Origin of the sequence: Rhodococcus olei (genome assembly GCF_039540555.1) — a bacterium.
In the GTDB taxonomy this organism is placed as follows: domain Bacteria; phylum Actinomycetota; class Actinomycetes; order Mycobacteriales; family Mycobacteriaceae; genus Rhodococcus_G; species Rhodococcus_G olei.
In genome coordinates this window covers 69,041-85,236 of the sequence record NZ_BAABFB010000029.1, presented here as the reverse complement: position 1 = coordinate 85,236, position 16,196 = coordinate 69,041, and the positions used below count along the sequence as shown (strand labels likewise).

The window sequence follows — 16,196 nt, the reverse complement described above, 5'->3', positions numbered from 1 at the left end:
GCCTTCGACACCCGGCGGTCAGGTCCGACCACCGGCCACCTGGTTCGCCCGTGGAGCAGGACGGGGCTGCTCGAGGCCGGACGACCGGACGAGAACCGCCAACACGACGGCCCCGAGCAGAAGGGCCGGGACGTCTCCCCACAGATGTCCCGTGTGGTCACCGTCGCCGAAGGATTGCACCGCCATGATTGCGGCGTGGACGACGCTCGAGCACACGGCGAACCAGATCAGGCTGATGTTGGCCTCGGGACGTCGCGCCGCGTTGCAGAGGAAGGCGCCGAGCGTCACGTACAGGCCGACGATCATCATGAAGTAGTCGGACCGGTACGGGGCACCCGGATGCCACGCCCATCCCGACGGCCACACCACGGCCAGTGGATAGAGGAGGATCATCGCCGCGCCGACGACGACGAGCGCGATCCGGAGAAGTCTGTAGCTGTACGAGGATGCCATTGCACGCTCCACGGGATACGGGCTCGAGGGCATGTCCTTCGATCTTCGAAGGCGATCGTGACATCACACTACGCGGGGTGGCGCCGAGTCAGGAACGGTTCACGGCTGCCCGGGTCCCGTCCCCGCGGCCACCCATGCCTTCTCGAGTCGGTCGGCTTCGGCCCTCGCCTGCTGTGCGCCCGCGTCGAAGGCCGGCCCCCAGTTCGTGCGGCTGTGCAGATCACCGCCGAACGCCGCGACGGACGGTTCGTCGGGGACGATCAGGATCGATTCTCCGGGTTGTGCCACCCGGAGTTCGGACTCGAGTTCTGTCGCCGGAAAGAGGTGGGCGAGAGGGTGCACGGCCACCAGGAGCCGCGCCCCGGCGGCCAAGTCCGCATTGGTCGACGAGTGCATGCCGCCGTCCATGAAGCGACGCCCGCCGATGGTCATCGGCGGGTGGACGCCCGGCATGGAACGACTCGCGACGACGGCGTCGACCAGGGTCGCCGCACCGTTCCTGTCGAAGACCTCGCGCCGACCCGACCGGGCATCGACGGCCACGACCAGCAGCGGCCTGTCCGGCCATTGCCGTGATCCGATCATCCTCTGCATCCGCTCGACATGCACCGGCTCGTGCTCTGCGCTCATCTCGAGCGCGATCCGCCCCACACGCTCTCGCGCGACGTCGGGCTCGAGCTCCTCATCACCCAGCACCGCGAAGACTCGGGCGACCACGAGGGGGTCGGCCGGCGGCAGCTGCACGTCGGTGGACGTCGGTCGAGGTGGTTCCGCCAAGTCGGCGGGGTCCCGCCCGGTGGCGAGTACAGCGGCCACGATCGCGCCTGCCGATGTTCCGACGAACAGATCGGATTCCGCCAGGTCGACCCCGCGATGCCGCAAGCCGGCGGCCAGGCCGGCCATCCACGCAGTACCGACGACACCGCCGGCGCCGAGAACGACAGAGCGAACCGGAAACTGTTGCATACCAGCAACATTACTCAATACTCGCATGTCGGAGCTGCGTCGTGTTCGAACCGACAGGGCGTAGCGTGCCGTAGTAGCGTCACCGCAGCCCGTATCCTCGCCAGTGCCGACAAGCAACGTCACCGTCTCTCCCGATACGGTGGATCACACGGTGAACTCCGCGATCCACCTCGTTTCTGTCACCCCAGCCAGAACACCAAGCAGCGACGGATACGCCTACCACCAGCGCAAGATGGCCGAAGGGAAAAGCTCGGCCAAATACGACTGATCCACTTCGCCGACCCCCACGCACCACGAGGTCGGCGCGGGGCGGTCGAAGGCACCGGTAGCTTCGGCGCAGGTCCGACCGCGCACCCTACCTGCGTAGGCGAGCAGGTCGTCGAAGTGCTTCGTCCGAAACGGCCCCCACGGTTCGGTGGGCGTAAGGCAGACGAGCTCGATGCGATTCGAGCCGCGCGCGAGGCGCTCAGCACCGAACACACAATCGCTCCCAGAGCGCGAGGGGATCGAGAAGCACTACGGGTAATGCTGGCGACCGCAGCTGCGCAGTCACAGCATGCACCGCTGTGATCAATCGCTTCAAAGCGTTGATCGCCCCAGCACCCGAGTAACAACGTGCCGACCTCCGCGGCACGACCACTGACGCGCAATTTCTCGGCTGCAGCGGGCTGCGCGAAAGACGTTGTCGCGGTACCGAACATCGGTTCACCGCACGCTCACTGCGAAGCACTGCCCGGCGCGTGCTCGCACTACAGGCCGACGCGAATGAGCTCGAATCCGAAATCGGACGAATTGTCCACACTCGCGCCCGAGTTCCGCGACTTGTCGACGTCGGACCGATCACCGCTGCTCAGGCGTTGATCAGCTGGTCCCGCGTGGGCCGATCCCGCTCAGAGGCAGCGTTTGCCGGCAGCGTCACGCAGGAAACCCGCGTCGACCCGCTCGAACGTTCGCGGCGGCGTTTCGAACGGTGGAATCGAAGTCGGGACATTGACAATTCACCGATGCGTGTCGGACCGCCACCATAGAATCGAAAGCATGTTCGATTCTGTGGTGGAGCTCAGGGGCGGCGGGCCGGCTGCGATCACGGCCGACGCTCGCCTGTTGGCCGCGGTCGCGGACGCCTCTCGGGTCGAGAACCGGGCGGCGGCACGCAAGGTACTGGCGGCGGGCGCCCTGTGGGATGCCTGGATCGAACGAGATGTCGAGCTGGGGTCGGGAAGATCACCGACTGCGGAAACGCGGCGATCGCGGAGATCGCGGTGCGCCTGGGATGTTCGAAGACGGTGGCCGAGTCGTTCGCGGCTGTGGGGATCGACCTGCGGTTGCGGCTGCCACGCACGCGCGCCGCGTTCGAGACCGGGGATCTGGATCTTGCTCGGGTGCGGTCGATCTCGCGGGAGACGGCGGGACTGTCGGCGGCGACGGTGACGGCACTCGAACCGCAGATCCTGGCCGCGGCGCGGCACCTGTCGCCGGGACCGTTGGCCGGCGAGATCGAACGACTGGTCGCGGCACACAGTCCGGACGAGGCGGCCGAGCAGCGGGAGGATGTTCAGCGGTTCTCGCGACGGGTCGTCAAGCGGTCCGGCCGTGGGTGCTCGACCGTCGAGGTGACCGTCACCCCGCAGGAAGGGGAGGCGATCATGCAGTTGGTCGCCGAGTTCGCCGGGACGGCGTGCCGTCACGACCGACGTGGCGCCCAGGAGAAGCTGGTCGATTCGGTGCCGGCGCTCGCGCACCGCGAGCCGTATCTCGAATGCAGCTGCGGCCGCGACGACTGCGAAGCCCCGAAGACGGACGCGCTGCCCGGGCGGCGGGCTCCGCTGACCCAGATCACCGTCGACCCGCCGACGCTGATCGGGTTGCTCTCCGAGCCGGCGTACCTGCACGGCCACGGCCTCATCGATCCGGACTTCGCGCGGCAACTCGCCGCGAACGGCACCTGGCGGGCGATGCTCACCGAGGTCCTCGACCTCGCAGAGGAACTCGGCCTCCTCGAGCGCAACACGGGCGACGGCGCCGGAGGCGGGCACTACGAACCTTCGACGGACGAGGATCCTTCCCCCTCCTCGGAAGGACCAACTTCCCCGAGCGGTCAGTCCCTGACGCGCGATACTCCTACGTCCCCGCCACCGCGATTCTGCGTGCGCTCGTTCCTCGCCCGTGGTAGCAGACGCACGGCGGGGCCGATTCCCGAGACCCGCGGGAGGGCGACGTCACCGCCGCCCCAGCGGATCGTGCCGACGAGCGTCGGCACCATGGCCGAGGCGGTCCTCGCTGCCGTGCGCGCAAACCCGGCGCTCGCCCGGGGAGCGCTTCGCGACGGACACGGCGGGCTGATCGTGCCGCCCGCCGGCGCGCTGACCTACCGGCCCGACGCCGCCACCGCCGCGCTCGTCCGCGCCCGCGACCGCCACTGCCGGTTCCCCGGGTGCACCCGCCCCGCCGCCCAGTGCCAACTCGACCACATCGTCGAATACCTCGCCTGGAACCCTGTCGCGGGAGGCTGGACCGTCGTGTCGAACCTGCAGTGCCTGTGCGCCTTCCACCATCAGCTGAAGACACTCGGCCTCTGGCACGTGGTCGCCCTCGGCGACCCCCGCACCACCGGTCACGCGCTGCTGTGGACGTCCACTCGGCACCACGAGCGTCACCCTCCCCGGCGGAGCAACCGGCACCCCCGACCCGACCGGCCCACGCCCCCGCGTCACCGGCCGCCGCGACGGACCGACGTCGCCGGTCACCACTCCCGTCGACGATGCGCCACCGTTCTAGGCCCGGAAACGCTGGATCGCGATCTCCCGGCCCCGTACCGCCGGAACCGGCAGCACGGGGCCCGTCGCCGCGAACTCAGCTACCGCGCCTGATCCACTCCTCGAGATGCGGTGACTCGGTACCGATCGTGGTGCCGTCGCCGTGCCCGGTGTGCACCTTCGTCTCCGGCGGCAGCGCGAACAGCTTGTCGCGGATCGAGCCGATGATCGTCGGGAAGTCCGAGTACGACCGGCCGGTCGCCCCGGGGCCGCCGGAGAACAGCGTGTCGCCGGTGAACAGCTCCCCCGCCTCCGGCAGATACAGGCACGTCGACCCCGGCGAGTGGCCGGGTGTCGCGATCGCCTGGATGTCGGTGCCCGCCACCGTGATCCGCTGCCCGTCCTCGAGCATGCCGTGCGCGACGCCGGGGTGCGTCATCTCCCACAGCACGTCGTCGGCGGGATTGAGCAGGATCGGCGCGTCGAGCCGCTCGGCCAGCTCGGGCGCGACGGTGACGTGGTCGTTGTGCCCGTGCGTGCAGACGATCGCGACGACCTTCCGTCCGCCGACCGCGTCGACGATCGGCTGCGCGGTGTGCGCGGCGTCGACGACGACGACCTCGTCGTCGTCACCGATCAGCCAGATGTTGTTGTCGACGTCCCAGGTGCCGCCGTCGAGGCTGAACGTCCCCGACGTCACCACCCGGTCGACCCGCAACGCGCCACTCACAGGACCACCACCGAACGCAGGACCTCGCCGCGGTGCATCGACTCGAACGCCTCCTCGACCTGGTCGAGCGCGATGCGTTCGGTGACGAACTTCTCCAGCGGGAGCCGGCCCTGCTGGTACAGGTCCACGAGCATCGGGAAGTCCCGCTCGGGCAGGCAGTCGCCGTACCACGACGACTTCAGCGAGCCGCCGCGGGAGAAGAAGTCGATCAGCGGCATCTCGAGGGTCATGTCCGGCGTCGGGACGCCGACGAGGACGACGGTACCGGCCAGGTCGCGGGCGTAGAACGCCTGCTTCCACGTTTCGGGGCGACCGACCGCATCGACGACGACGTCCGCACCGAATCCCCCGGTGAGATCCTGCACGGCCTCGACCACGTCGAACTCGGTGGCATTGATGGTGTGGGTCGCGCCGAGGTCACGCGCCCACTCGAGCTTCTTGGGGTCGCGGTCGATCGCGATGATCCGGTTCGCGCCGGCCAGGCGTGAACCGACGATGGCCGCGTCCCCGACGCCGCCGCAGCCGATGACCGCGACCGAGTCGCCGCGGCCGACGCCTCCGGTGTTCATCGCGGCGCCCATGCCGGCCATCACGCCGCAGCCGAGCAGTCCGACGACGGCCGGGTCGGCGGACGGGTCCACCTTCGTGCACTGCCCGGCGTGGACGAGGGTCTTGTCGGCGAACGCACCGATGCCCAGCGCCGGGGTCAGCTCGGTGCCGTCCTCGAGCGTCATCTTCTGGGTGGCGTTGAAGGTGTCGAAGCAGTACTGCGGACGGCCGCGCTTGCAGGCGCGACACTGCCCGCACACGGCCCGCCAGTTCAGCACGACGAAGTCGCCGACGGCGACGGACTCGACTCCCGCACCGACACTTTCGACGACACCGGCGGCCTCGTGGCCGAGCAGGAAGGGGTACTCGTCGTTGATGCCGCCGTCGCGGTAGGTCAGGTCGGTGTGACAGACGCCGCACGCGGCGACCGCGACGACGACCTCACCCGGCCCCGGGTCCGGGATCGTGATCGGCACGATCTCCACCGGGGCGCCCTTCGATCGCGCGATCACACCTCGAACCTGCTGCGGCATGGCCTGGTCTCCTCCGTTGTCGACGACACGGGTGCACACATTGCGAAACCCGCATGTCGACCGTAGCCCCGCGGACGCGCGGGACGACCTGACCGGACGGACGGTTGCACCTGGCCGAAAGAACGGCCGTCACGGCGCGGGCCGGACACCGGCCTCGGCGGCGACCGCGGCCGCCTCGCCGCGGGTCCCGACCTCGAGCTTCCGCAACACCGCCGCGACGTGGAACTTCACGGTGCTCTCGCTGACCTGCAGCCGTTCGGCGATCACGCGGTTGCGTCGCCCGGCGACGAGATGCCCCAGCACCTCCACCTCACGGGGACCGAGCACCGACAGCGCCGTCTGCTTCTCCCCCGCCTCGGGATGGTCGAGTGGCAGCATCGCCGACAGCCGCGATCCCCAGCCCGCGGTGGATTCGGATTCGTAGGTGCCACCCAGGGTTTCGACTCGGGGCCGCAACTGCCGGTCGAGCTCGACGAGGTCGGCGGTCCCGCCGCCGTCGTCGCGGACGTCGACGAGCAGATTCTCGCCGTCGCAGTCCCAGGCGACTCGCACCCGGCTCAGCGCCGGCTGCGTCACCAGACCCAGCACGCCGCCACGGACCACGGCGCGCGCGGCGTGCGCGACCTCGCCGGGCAGGCCACGCCCGCCGACCGGCGGTTCGACCAGCTCGAGGTCGATCGCCGCCGGCACCAGCCCACGGAGTTCACCCCGCAACCGGGCGAACGCGGTCGCGACGGCCTCCTCGGCCATCTCGCGGTGCCGGTCGACCGCGGTCCGCAGGCCGAGCAGCGCGGACGTCGCGGACTCGCGGGCCGTGGCCCGCGCCCGGGTGTCGTCGAGGTCCGGGGACCGCAGGGTCGCGAGGATCGTCTCGAGATGCGCCGCGTGCGCCTGCGTCAGCTCGGCGACGGTGCGGGCGCGTTCGGCGGATGCGGCACGGGATTCGGCCAGGTAGGCGGGACTGGCGTGGCGCACCTGCAGCTGGATGCCGAGCGCGACCACGGCGAACAGTCCCGCCAGCAGCCCGGTGTCGACGCCGCCCGTGCCGCGCGGAACCGTCACCAGCAGGATGTCGGTGCGGTCCAGGATCGCGTGCACCGGCAGTTCACGACCCCCGAGGACCGCGGTGCCGCGGTGGACGATCGACGAATCCGGTTGCGCCGGACCGAGTTCGGTGCGGATGCGGTCCAGTTCGGCGACGGTGACCCGGTCCACGATCAGTGGATCGCCCGCAACCTTGCGGGGGCGGCCCGTGCACTCCCGGGTGAAGATCACCAGCGCGGTGTGCGGGACCAGTGGCGTGACCAGGGTGGAGAAGCGCCGGCCGATCTCGGGCAGCGGGCCGACCAGCACGCCGCGCAGCCCCTCGAGTCGGGTCTCCTCGGCACCGCGGGTCGAACTGTCCACCGCGGCACCCTAGCCCAGGGCGGCGCCGCTCACCCCGCTCGGTGCACCGACTGCGGGGTCAGGTAGGCGCCCAGCCCCTCCACACCGAACTCGACACCCAGTCCGGAATCGCCGCGCCCACCGAACGGTGCACTGTGGTTCGAGGCGAAGAAGTTGATGCCGATCGAACCGGTGTCCACGCGCCGCGCGACCCGCATCGCGGCATCGGGGTCGCGCCCGAAGACGATCCCGCCCAGCCCGAACTCGGTGTCGTTGGCCAGCGCCACCGCGTCGTCGACGGTGTCGTACGGGAGGACGACGACGACCGGTCCGAAGATCTCCTCGCGGGCGATCCGCATACCGGGCGTCACGTCCGCGAACACCGTCGGCTCGACGAACCAGCCGCGCTCGGCGGCCGCCCTCGCGCCGCCGGTCGTGGCGCGCGCACCCTCGGTGTGTGCGGACTCGAGGAAGTCGAGGACGATGTCGAACTGCGCCCGCGTCGCGACCGGCCCGAAGACGGTGTCCGCGTCGAACGGGTCGCCCTGCTTGCCTGCGGCGACGGTCCGCGTGACCGTGTCGACCACCTCGTCGTAGCGCCGCGCCGGAGCGAGGATGCGGGTGGCGATGTAGCAGGTCTGGCCGGTGTTGCGCATGCAGGAGCGGATCAGCACGTCCGCCATCGCGTCCAGGTCGGCGTCGGGGAGCACGATCGCCGACGACTTTCCGCCGAGCTCGAGCGTCACCGGCCGGAGCAGTTCGCCGCAGGCCGCGGCGATCTTCCGGCCGACCGGTGTCGAGCCGGTGAAGGCCACCTTCCGCACCAGCGGGTGCCGGACGAGGCGGTCACCGACCGCTCCGGAGCCGGTCACCAGGTTGATCACCCCGGCCGGGATGCCTGCGGCCACCGCCGCGTCGACGACGAGGCGGATCGACAGCGGTGTCGACGGCGCCGGCTTGATCACGACGGTGCAGCCCGCGATCAGCGCCGGCGCCAGCTTGGCGACGACCAGGTTGATCGGGAAGTTCCACGGGGCGATCAGCGCGCACACCCCGATCGGGTCACGGAACACGGCCGTCCGACCGGGTCGGTTCGGGTACGGGCGCACGTCCTCGGCCTCGAGGGTCGGTGCGAGCGATGCGAAGTACCGGAGGATTCCGGCCGCGTTCGCGGCCGCCCCGCCGGTCTCCGCGATCGGGCTGCCGTTCTCCCGGGTGTTGGTCCAGGACAACGGCTGCGCCCGCTTTTCCACCTCGTCGGCCATCCGCATCAGATGCTCGGCGCGCGCCGACGGGGTCAGGTCGGACCAGCCGGCGCCGCGGAACGCGCGGTCGGCGGCCGCCACGGCACGGTCGACGTCCTCGGTGGACGCGTCCGGCACCGAACCCCAGGCCTCCTCGGTCGCCGGGTCGACGACCTCGATCCGGGCGGTGCTCGTCGACGGCACCCAGGCGCCGTCGACGAACACGTCGTCCACCCGCGTGTACGGCAGTTCGACGGCCTCCCGTCTCATCGCAGCACCTCGGTCTTGAGCAGGGCACGGGAGCGCGCCAGCTCGACGGTCGCGATCCGGAATCCGGCCTCGGTCTTCAGTTCCGGGACGATCTCGGCCTCGAGCCGGTCGCAGTACCGGGACGGGGTGAGCCCGAACCACGAGGAGGCCAACGCGATTCCGGTCGTCCCGAAGCGCCACAGGCGGTCCGCGTCGCGCACCAGCGCGTCCTCCAGCGAGTGGGCGTCCGCTCTGGTGTCGTGACCGTCGATGATCGCGCACACCCGCTCGACGAACTCGTCGTCGTACCCGAGCGGCGGGAGCACTTCGCGGGCGATCAGGCAGCCCTGCCGCTCGTGCTCGTACCGGATCGAGGCCTTGCGCCAGTCGCCGGTGAATCCCTCGGACAGGATCCGGTCCTCGTCGACCCGGCCCCAGCCGGTGTCGTGCAACAGGATCGCGACCCGGACGACCAGGGCGTCCGCCTCGGGATGTGCCCGGCACAGCCGCTCGGCGTAGGCGAGGGAGATCGGCAGGTGGATGTCGTTGCTGCGCGCCCGGGATTCCGGGACGACGGACTTCCACACCGGATCGAGATCGGCGGACTCGTCCGGCGGGGCCGCGATCTGCGAGGTGTCGACCGGGTGGGTCGTGGGGATGCGCATGACTACCTCTCTGCCGGGACCGCCGGTCGCGCCGCGAGGGGCGCCGCCGGGTCCGCGATGGTGATCGACTTCAACGCGGTGGCGACGTCCGACGCCGCGTCCGCGGGGATGGTCGCGCCCTTCGCGAGCGCGTTCTTGACCGCCATGAAGTCGAGCGGGTGGTTGACACAGTCCGCGGCGATGATCTGTTCGCCGCGGTAGTACAGGACCGAGAACTTCCCCTTCTCGTCGTCGCGGCGGACGACGGTGCGGTCGTATCCGGTCGACAGGCCGGCGATCTGCAGCTTCAGATCACCCTGGTTCGACCAGAACCAGGGAATCCCCGCGTACTCCTCGCGGCGGCCGACGAGCGAGTAGGCGGCGACCTTCGCGTGTTCGATGGCGTTGTTGACGCTCTCGATGCGGATCCGGTCGCCGGGCGGTGCGCCGCGGACCGGGTTCGGCATGTTGGCGCAGTCCCCCACCGCGATGGTGACACCGTCGGACGCGAGCGCGTACTCGTCGACGCGAATCCCGTTGTCGCACTCCAGGCCCATCGCCTCGGCGAGGTCGGTGTTCGGGATCACCCCGATCCCGACGAGCACGATCTGCGCGGGGACGACACGACCGTCGGCCAGCTCCACCCCGGTCACCGCACCGTCGGCACCGACGACCCTGACGATCTCGGCGTTCAGGATCACGTCGACGCCGCGGCCGCGGTGCGCGCCGAGGAAGTGGTCCGAGGTCTCGGATCCGACCGCGCGGCCGATCAACCGTGGCCCGGCCTCGAGCACGGTGGCCCTGCGGCCCATCGTGTCTGCGCTCGCGGCCGCCTCGAGCCCGATGAACCCGCCGCCGATCACGACGACGTCGGTTGCCTCCGGCATCCGCGCCTTCAGCGCCAGTGCGTCGTCGGCGTTGCGCAGGTACAGCACCCCGGCCAGGTCGGCGCCGTCGATGTCGAGCCGCCTGGCCCGCGCCCCCACCGTCAGCGCGAGCCGGTCGAACGCGAACCGCGCTCCCGACTCGGAGCGCGCGACGCCGCCGCCGTCGTCGGCGCGGTCGATCGCCGTGATGCGTTCGCCCTTGACCAGCCGGATCCGGTGCTCGTCCCAGTACTCGGCGGTGCGGAAGATCAACGACTCGGAGGTCACCTTGCCCTGCAGGAAGTCCTTCGACAGGGCGGGGCGCTGGTACGGGCGGTGGTTCTCGTCGCCGAGCAACGTGATCGGCGCCCGGTGGCCGAGGGCCCGCAGCGAGCCGGCCAGCTGCACACCGGCCTGACTCGCGCCGATGATCAGAAGGCCGCCGTCGGGCCCGTCGCCGTCGTGATAGCCGGCCATGATCAGACCTGGGTTTCCGGCGTGGTCACGTGCAGGTCCATGTCGTCGGTGAGCCTGACCTGACAGGACAGCCGGGAGGTGTCCGCGCGGTCGATCGCGGTCGCGTAGAGCATCTCGTCCTCCATGTCGTCCATGTCCGGCAGGCTCGCGAACTCGTCCTCGCGCACGAAGACGTGGCAGGTGGCGCAGGACAGCGATCCGCCGCACTCGGCGAGGATCCCCGGGACGCCGTTGCGCATCGCGACCTCCATCACGGAGTCGCCGACGTTGCCGTCGATCGCGCGCGAAATCCCTTCGCAGTCGGTGAATGTGACCTTGGGCATTGATTGTTCTCCTAGATGAACTGGCGTCCGCCGTCGACGACGAGCGTCTGCCCGCTGATGTAGCTGCTGTCCTCGCCGGCGAGGAACAGGGCCGCGCCCACGATGTCCTCCGGCCGGCTGGCCCGCCGGAGCGCCCCGCGGTCGACGCCGTAGTTCTCGGCGCCCTCGATCAGCCCGTAGCTGGCCTCGGTGAGGGTGAACCCGGGCGCGATGGCGTTGACGGTGATGGACCGCCGCCCGAGCTCCCTGGCCATCACCCGGGTCAAGGCCACCACGCCGCCCTTCGAGGCGACGTAGTGCATCCACTGCTCGGAGCCGCTGAACACGGTGGCCGAGGAGACGTTGACCACCCGGGCGCCGTCCGGCAGGTACGGGCTGCACGCCCGCGCGCACATCCACGGCCCCTTGAGATTCACCGCCATCACCCGATCCCATTCGGCCGGGTCGATCTCCTCGAACGGCGCGCGGGTCACCCCCGCGTACATCGCGGCGTTGTTGACGAGCACGTCGATGCTGCCTGCGCCGAAGGCGGCGACCTCGGCCGCCATCGCGTCGGTGGAGTCGACCGAGGTGACGTCCACGGTGAGCGCGGTGGCGTCGGTCCCGAGGTCGGCGACCTGGCGCGCCGTCTCCTGCGCACCGGCACCGTCGATGTCGGCGACCGCGACCCGGTACCCGCGCCCGGCGAAGCCGAGCGCAAAGGCGCGGCCCAATCCGCCTGCGCCGCCGGTGATCACGACCGTCTTCGCTGCGGCCGACATTCAGGCGTCCAGGAGGGTGACGGTTCCGGCGGTGCCGTCGACCCGGAGTCGCTGGCCGGTCCGGATCTGGGTGGACGCCGATCCGGTGCCGGTGACGGCGGGCAGGCCGTACTCGCGGCAGACGATCGCGGCGTGGCTCATCATGCCGCCGATGTCGGTCACGGTGGCCTTGATCTTGCCGAAGATCGGGCCCCAGGACGGCGCGGTGATCGGGGCCACCAGGATCTCGCCCTCCCGGACCTCGGTGAGCTCGTCGGCGCTCGTGACCACCCGGGCGACGCCCTCGACGGTGCCCGGCGACGCGGCCATGCCACGCAGTCCACCGGAGGTGTCCTCGTCGTCGGCGAGCCACTGCTGCACCTGATCGGTGGTGATGCCGTAGAGCATGCTGGTGAACGGCTCGGTGATGAACTCCGGCGGCGTGTTCAAGGCCGGCTCGGGTCGACGCGACTTCAGCGCGTCGACGATCCCGCGTCGCCGCTCGATCTCCTTGGGCCAGTAGCTCGGTCCGATCGGCGCGGCACCGACACCCCACCCGGTGGCCAGGTCGAACAACGCCTCGCGGACCTCGCCGCGGCTCAGGTACAGCAGGTCGTCGGGCTGCTCCCAGAAGCCCTCCTCGTGGAGCATCCGGGACAGTTCCCGGACCTTGCGCCAGAACACGCCCATCGTCCAGTGCTCGATGTAGAAGTTGTGGTTCTCCACGTACGGGTAGGCGGTGCGCGCCAGTTCGAGCTTGGCGTCGAACGTGTCCCGGTCCTCGCCGCCCAAGAGGTCCCGGTACTCGGCGGCGATCCGCTCGCGTTCGGCGGCGAGTTCCTCGACGGGACGCATGATCTGCTGACCCTCGCGCAGCCGGCGGATGTAGTCGGCGATGTAGGCGAGCGGAATGTCCTGGTGCTCGATCCAGTACTTGTCGTGACCGTAGAAGCCGTTGCCGACCGTGAAGTTGAACCACGGGTCCTGTGCCGCCCGGTACGCGGCGAGCCACTGCTCGCCGTGCTCGCCTGCCCCGACCCTGCCGAGGGTGCCGTCGACGTCGCTCGGGTCGTCGAACGCGCCGTCCACCCCGATCTCGACGGCGAGGACCGCGAGCTTCTTGAGCTCGTCGTCGGGCCGGAACAGCTCCATGTCCACGCCCTGCACCATCGCCGCGATCGACTGGTCCGGGATGTTCGGGAAGACCCCCTTGCAGAACCCGAAGAAGTCGAGGTAGGCGATGTAACCGAGGTTGAGGAACTCGAAGTGGTACTGCCAGTTCTGGTAGCAGAGCTGGATCAGCCGGTCGTAGTTCTCCAGCAGCCTCTCGGTGCCGTCCTTGGCCTTGCCGGAGGTGATGTCCTCGATCGGGACCATCGCCGGCAGCTTCGTGAACTCCAGCGCGGCCATCTCGTCGATCGTGGTGCGCACCTTCTTGTGCCACTCCTCGAGCAGCCGCTCCCAGTTGGCGTAGTAGTAGGCCGCACGCTCCTCGAAGTGCGGCACCCGCGCCTCGAACTCCTCCTCCGGCGCCGGAATCGGCGACATGTACAGGTAGCCGAGGTGAATGCGGAACTCGATGCCGTTCGAGTTGGGGATCAGCAGATGCCGGGTGTTGTACTGGCCCAGGCACTTGACCGCGAACTCGCCGCCGATCGTCTCGAACGGCTTGAAGACGGTCGGCCAGTGCTGGCTGTCGCAGAACCAGAACTTCTTGTCCTCGTCGTCCTTCAGGCTCTCCTGGAAGACCATGTTGTAGGGGTACAGCTCCTGCCACCCCTCGGCGCCTTTCGGTGTCTCGAGCTCGAAGGGGCTGGGGAAGGACTTCATCGACATGGGGCGTTCCTCATCGGGTTGGTCGTCGGTCGTGGACGTGGATGCTGGGTGTGCCGGCGGGTCCCGCGGTCACCCGGCGGCACGGGGTCGGGTCATCGACCGGGTGATGCCGGCCATGCTGAAGCCGCTGCGCGCCGTCGCCGGAGCCTCCGCGGATGCGGAGGGCGCGGCGGGTTTCGACGACCAGACGGTCTCCGGGCGGGACTGCAGCAGCAGGAGGTTCTGCCCGTCGGGGAGGTCCGCGTCGAGGGCCCACTCGATGTCCTGGGGGCATCCGTAGTGCTTCTCGGCGCGCTTGGCCATCGTCGCCACGGCGCGCAGGTCACCGTCGGTCAGGCACCGACGCTCACGGCGCTGCGGGTCGACCTCCTGCTCGACCAGGCCGCGCGACTCGGGATCCGGGATCAGCTCCGCGTGCTTGGCACCGACGGTCTCCGTCACCACGCTGAGCATGACCTTGTCGAGAACGACGTTGTCGGGGGTGACCTGACCGGAGACCACCATCTCCCCGACGCCGTAGGACGCGTCGACGGTGATCTTCGAGCGGTCGCCGTTGGTGGGGTCCAGCGTCATCGCGACGCCGGAGACCCTCGCGTTGACCATCTTCTGCACGGCCACCGCCATCGACAGACCCTCGTCCGGGATGTTGTTCCTCAGCCGGTAGGTGATCGCGCGGCTGGTGTACAGCGACGCCCAGCACCGGCGGATGTGCTCGGTGACCGAATTCAGGTCGGTCAGCCACAGGTACGTGTCCTGCTGGCCCGCGAAGCTGGCATCGGGCAGGTCCTCGGCGGTCGCGGAGGATCGCACGGCCACCGGAACCGGCGCGTCGAAACGGGACTGCAGGCGCTCGTAGGCCTCGACCGTCACCCGTCGCAGGCGCTCCGGCACCGGCCGGGAGGTGATCGCGTCACGGATCCGGGCCGAGACCGCGTCCACCTGGGCGACGTCGTCCGGGTCCAGCCCCGAAAGCAGGCTCCGGATTCCCTCGGCGACACCGGATTCGGCGACGAAATCGTCGTACAGCGCCGTGGTGACCGCGAATCCGGGCGGCACCGGCATGCCGGCCTGCGTCATCGACACGAGCGAGGCGCACTTGCCGCCGAGCAGCTCGTGCCTCGGCTCGGTGTCCTCGTCGAAGAACTGGATGTACGGGCGGGGGTCACCGCTGCCCCACCGCACCGGCACCGCCGTCGGGACCCGGAACGACAGGTTGTCGCCGAATCGGATCGCGTCGGCGTCGAGGAGTTCGAGGTCGGGGGCCAGCGCCAGCACCCGCTCGACCGCGATCCGGGCCTGCAGCTTGGCGAGCATGTTGCCCAGGCAGTAGTGGATGCCGAAGCCGAACGCCAGGTGCTCGCGTGCGTTGGCCCGGGAGACGTCGAAGACGTCGGCGTCCTCGAATCGGCGCTCGTCCCGGTTGGCCGACCCCATCAGCAGCAGCACGTTCGCACCCTCGGGGATCGACGTCCCGCCGATCTCGGTGTCCCGCAGCGCCTTCCGACGCCACCCGACGATGGACGGGCTGAACCGCAGCACCTCGTCGACGGCGGCGGGGATCCGCTTCGGGTCCGCTGCCAGCGCGCCCCACTGATCGCGGTGCGCGAGCAGCAGGCGCAGCGTGTTGGCGATCAGCGTCGTCGTGGTCTCGTGGCCGGCGAACAGCAGGCTGTAGCAGACCGACGCGATCTCGTGATCGCTGATCGGGTCGCCGTCCTGCTGGGCGCGCACCAGGTCCGCGACCAGGCTGTCGCCGCCGTGCGCGTGCGCCTCGGCCACCAGCCGCAGGCACTCCTGCCAGTACTCGACGAGGTTGTGCGCGTGCGGGATCTGGTCCTCGTCGCTCAGGTCACCCCACGTCATCGCCGCCCGCGAATCGGACCAGCGCTTGAAGGTGTCGACCTGGCCGGTGTCCGCGCCGATCAGCGTCAGGATCGTCACCGTCGGCACCTCGTACGCGAGGTCGCGCAGCAGGTCGCCGCGCCGCTCCGGGCGCGCGAGCATCGCCCGCAGTTGGGTGTCGACGTTGTCGCGGATGAACGGTTCGAGCGCCTTGTACCGCCGCGGGGTGAACGCCTTGGACACCACCTTGCGGATCCGGGTGTGTTCCGGGGGGATCCGGGCCGACAGGCCGGAGTACGCGGTGAATCCGCCGTCCTCCATGATCTTTCGCGCCTGCTGCCCGCGCTCCCGAACCGGGGCCTGGGCGTTCTCGCTGCTGAACGCCTCCCAGTCGTCGAAGACCGCCTTCACGTCGTCGTACCGGCTGACGACCCAGCAGTCGATCCGCTCGTCGAACATCACCGGCTCCTCCGCACGCAGTCGGGTGTACGCGGGGAACGGGTCGGTCATCGCGAACGGTTGGTAGCCGTGGTGGGCGACGGGACAGCCGGCGGTGGGTTCGCGATCGGTCGTGGCGGTCATGTGCACTCCTGGATTCGGGT

13 protein-coding genes and 1 pseudogene are annotated in these 16,196 nt (G+C 70.0%); 1 reads left to right on the top strand and 13 read right to left on the bottom strand.

Going from position 1 to position 16,196, the window contains the following annotated elements; translation table 11 throughout:
- Positions 1–18: 18 nt before the first annotated feature.
- A complete protein-coding gene (locus ABD951_RS06885; RefSeq protein WP_345343020.1) occupies positions 19–453 on the bottom strand; it encodes a DUF6632 domain-containing protein in 435 nt (144 codons plus the stop codon).
- 99 nt (positions 454–552) lie between these two features.
- Positions 553–1,542, bottom strand: a complete 990-nt coding sequence (locus ABD951_RS06880) for a patatin-like phospholipase family protein (protein WP_345343019.1) — start codon at positions 1,540–1,542, stop codon at positions 553–555.
- A gap of 1,055 nt (positions 1,543–2,597) precedes the next feature.
- Between ABD951_RS06880 and ABD951_RS06875 the strand changes: the two genes are divergently transcribed.
- Positions 2,598–4,289 carry an HNH endonuclease signature motif containing protein gene (locus ABD951_RS06875; RefSeq protein ID WP_345343018.1) on the top strand — a complete coding sequence of 564 codons (1,692 nt, stop codon included), beginning with the start codon at positions 2,598–2,600 and terminating at the stop codon, positions 4,287–4,289.
- Here the strand turns inward: ABD951_RS06875 and ABD951_RS06870 are convergent.
- The 11 genes and pseudogenes from ABD951_RS06870 to ABD951_RS06820 all read right to left on the bottom strand — a co-directional run.
- A complete protein-coding gene (locus tag ABD951_RS06870; RefSeq protein ID WP_345343017.1) occupies positions 4,273–4,905 on the bottom strand; it encodes an MBL fold metallo-hydrolase in 633 nt (210 codons plus the stop codon). The two genes, ABD951_RS06875 and ABD951_RS06870, sit on opposite strands and share 17 nt — an antisense overlap.
- A complete protein-coding gene (locus ABD951_RS06865; protein ID WP_345343016.1) occupies positions 4,902–5,987 on the bottom strand; it encodes an S-(hydroxymethyl)mycothiol dehydrogenase in 1,086 nt (361 codons plus the stop codon). The genes ABD951_RS06870 and ABD951_RS06865 overlap by 4 nt, the downstream gene beginning before the upstream one ends.
- Before the next feature lie 129 nt (positions 5,988–6,116).
- Complete coding sequence (locus ABD951_RS06860) at positions 6,117–7,394, bottom strand: helix-turn-helix transcriptional regulator (protein WP_345343015.1); 1,278 nt, start codon at positions 7,392–7,394, stop codon at positions 6,117–6,119.
- A 29-nt stretch (positions 7,395–7,423) separates the two neighbouring features.
- Complete coding sequence (locus ABD951_RS06855; protein ID WP_345343014.1) at positions 7,424–8,887, bottom strand: aldehyde dehydrogenase family protein; 1,464 nt, start codon at positions 8,885–8,887, stop codon at positions 7,424–7,426.
- Positions 8,884–9,531, bottom strand: coding sequence for an HD domain-containing protein (locus ABD951_RS06850; protein ID WP_345343013.1), 648 nt, complete (start codon positions 9,529–9,531; stop codon positions 8,884–8,886). Before ABD951_RS06850 ends, ABD951_RS06855 begins: the two co-directional genes overlap by 4 nt.
- A 2-nt stretch (positions 9,532–9,533) precedes the next feature.
- Complete coding sequence (locus ABD951_RS06845) at positions 9,534–10,853, bottom strand: NAD(P)/FAD-dependent oxidoreductase (RefSeq protein ID WP_345343012.1); 1,320 nt, start codon at positions 10,851–10,853, stop codon at positions 9,534–9,536.
- A gap of 2 nt (positions 10,854–10,855) precedes the next feature.
- Complete coding sequence (locus ABD951_RS06840; RefSeq protein ID WP_345343011.1) at positions 10,856–11,176, bottom strand: 2Fe-2S iron-sulfur cluster-binding protein; 321 nt, start codon at positions 11,174–11,176, stop codon at positions 10,856–10,858.
- 11 nt (positions 11,177–11,187) lie between these two features.
- Complete coding sequence (locus tag ABD951_RS06835) at positions 11,188–11,937, bottom strand: SDR family NAD(P)-dependent oxidoreductase (protein WP_345343009.1); 750 nt, start codon at positions 11,935–11,937, stop codon at positions 11,188–11,190.
- Complete coding sequence (locus ABD951_RS06830) at positions 11,938–13,752, bottom strand: PEP-utilizing enzyme (protein WP_345343008.1); 1,815 nt, start codon at positions 13,750–13,752, stop codon at positions 11,938–11,940.
- A 69-nt stretch (positions 13,753–13,821) separates the two neighbouring features.
- Positions 13,822–14,934 carry a PEP/pyruvate-binding domain-containing protein gene (locus tag ABD951_RS06825; protein WP_345343906.1) on the bottom strand — a complete coding sequence of 371 codons (1,113 nt, stop codon included), beginning with the start codon at positions 14,932–14,934 and terminating at the stop codon, positions 13,822–13,824.
- Positions 14,920–16,176, bottom strand: a pseudogene (locus ABD951_RS06820) (cytochrome P450); the annotation flags it as partial. The pseudogene ABD951_RS06820 and the gene ABD951_RS06825, both read right to left, overlap by 15 nt.
- Positions 16,177–16,196: the final 20 nt, after the last annotated feature.

Coding starts and splice junctions, on each gene's coding strand:
- ABD951_RS06885 (WP_345343020.1), bottom strand. CDS start 453: ATGGCATCCTCGTACAGCTACAGACTTCTCCGGATCGCGCTCGTCGTC.
- ABD951_RS06865 (WP_345343016.1), bottom strand. CDS start 5,987: ATGCCGCAGCAGGTTCGAGGTGTGATCGCGCGATCGAAGGGCGCCCCG.
- ABD951_RS06855 (WP_345343014.1), bottom strand. CDS start 8,887: ATGAGACGGGAGGCCGTCGAACTGCCGTACACGCGGGTGGACGACGTG.
- ABD951_RS06850 (WP_345343013.1), bottom strand. CDS start 9,531: ATGCGCATCCCCACGACCCACCCGGTCGACACCTCGCAGATCGCGGCC.
- ABD951_RS06845 (WP_345343012.1), bottom strand. CDS start 10,853: ATGGCCGGCTATCACGACGGCGACGGGCCCGACGGCGGCCTTCTGATC.
- ABD951_RS06840 (WP_345343011.1), bottom strand. CDS start 11,176: ATGCCCAAGGTCACATTCACCGACTGCGAAGGGATTTCGCGCGCGATC.
- ABD951_RS06835 (WP_345343009.1), bottom strand. CDS start 11,937: ATGTCGGCCGCAGCGAAGACGGTCGTGATCACCGGCGGCGCAGGCGGA.
- ABD951_RS06830 (WP_345343008.1), bottom strand. CDS start 13,752: ATGTCGATGAAGTCCTTCCCCAGCCCCTTCGAGCTCGAGACACCGAAA.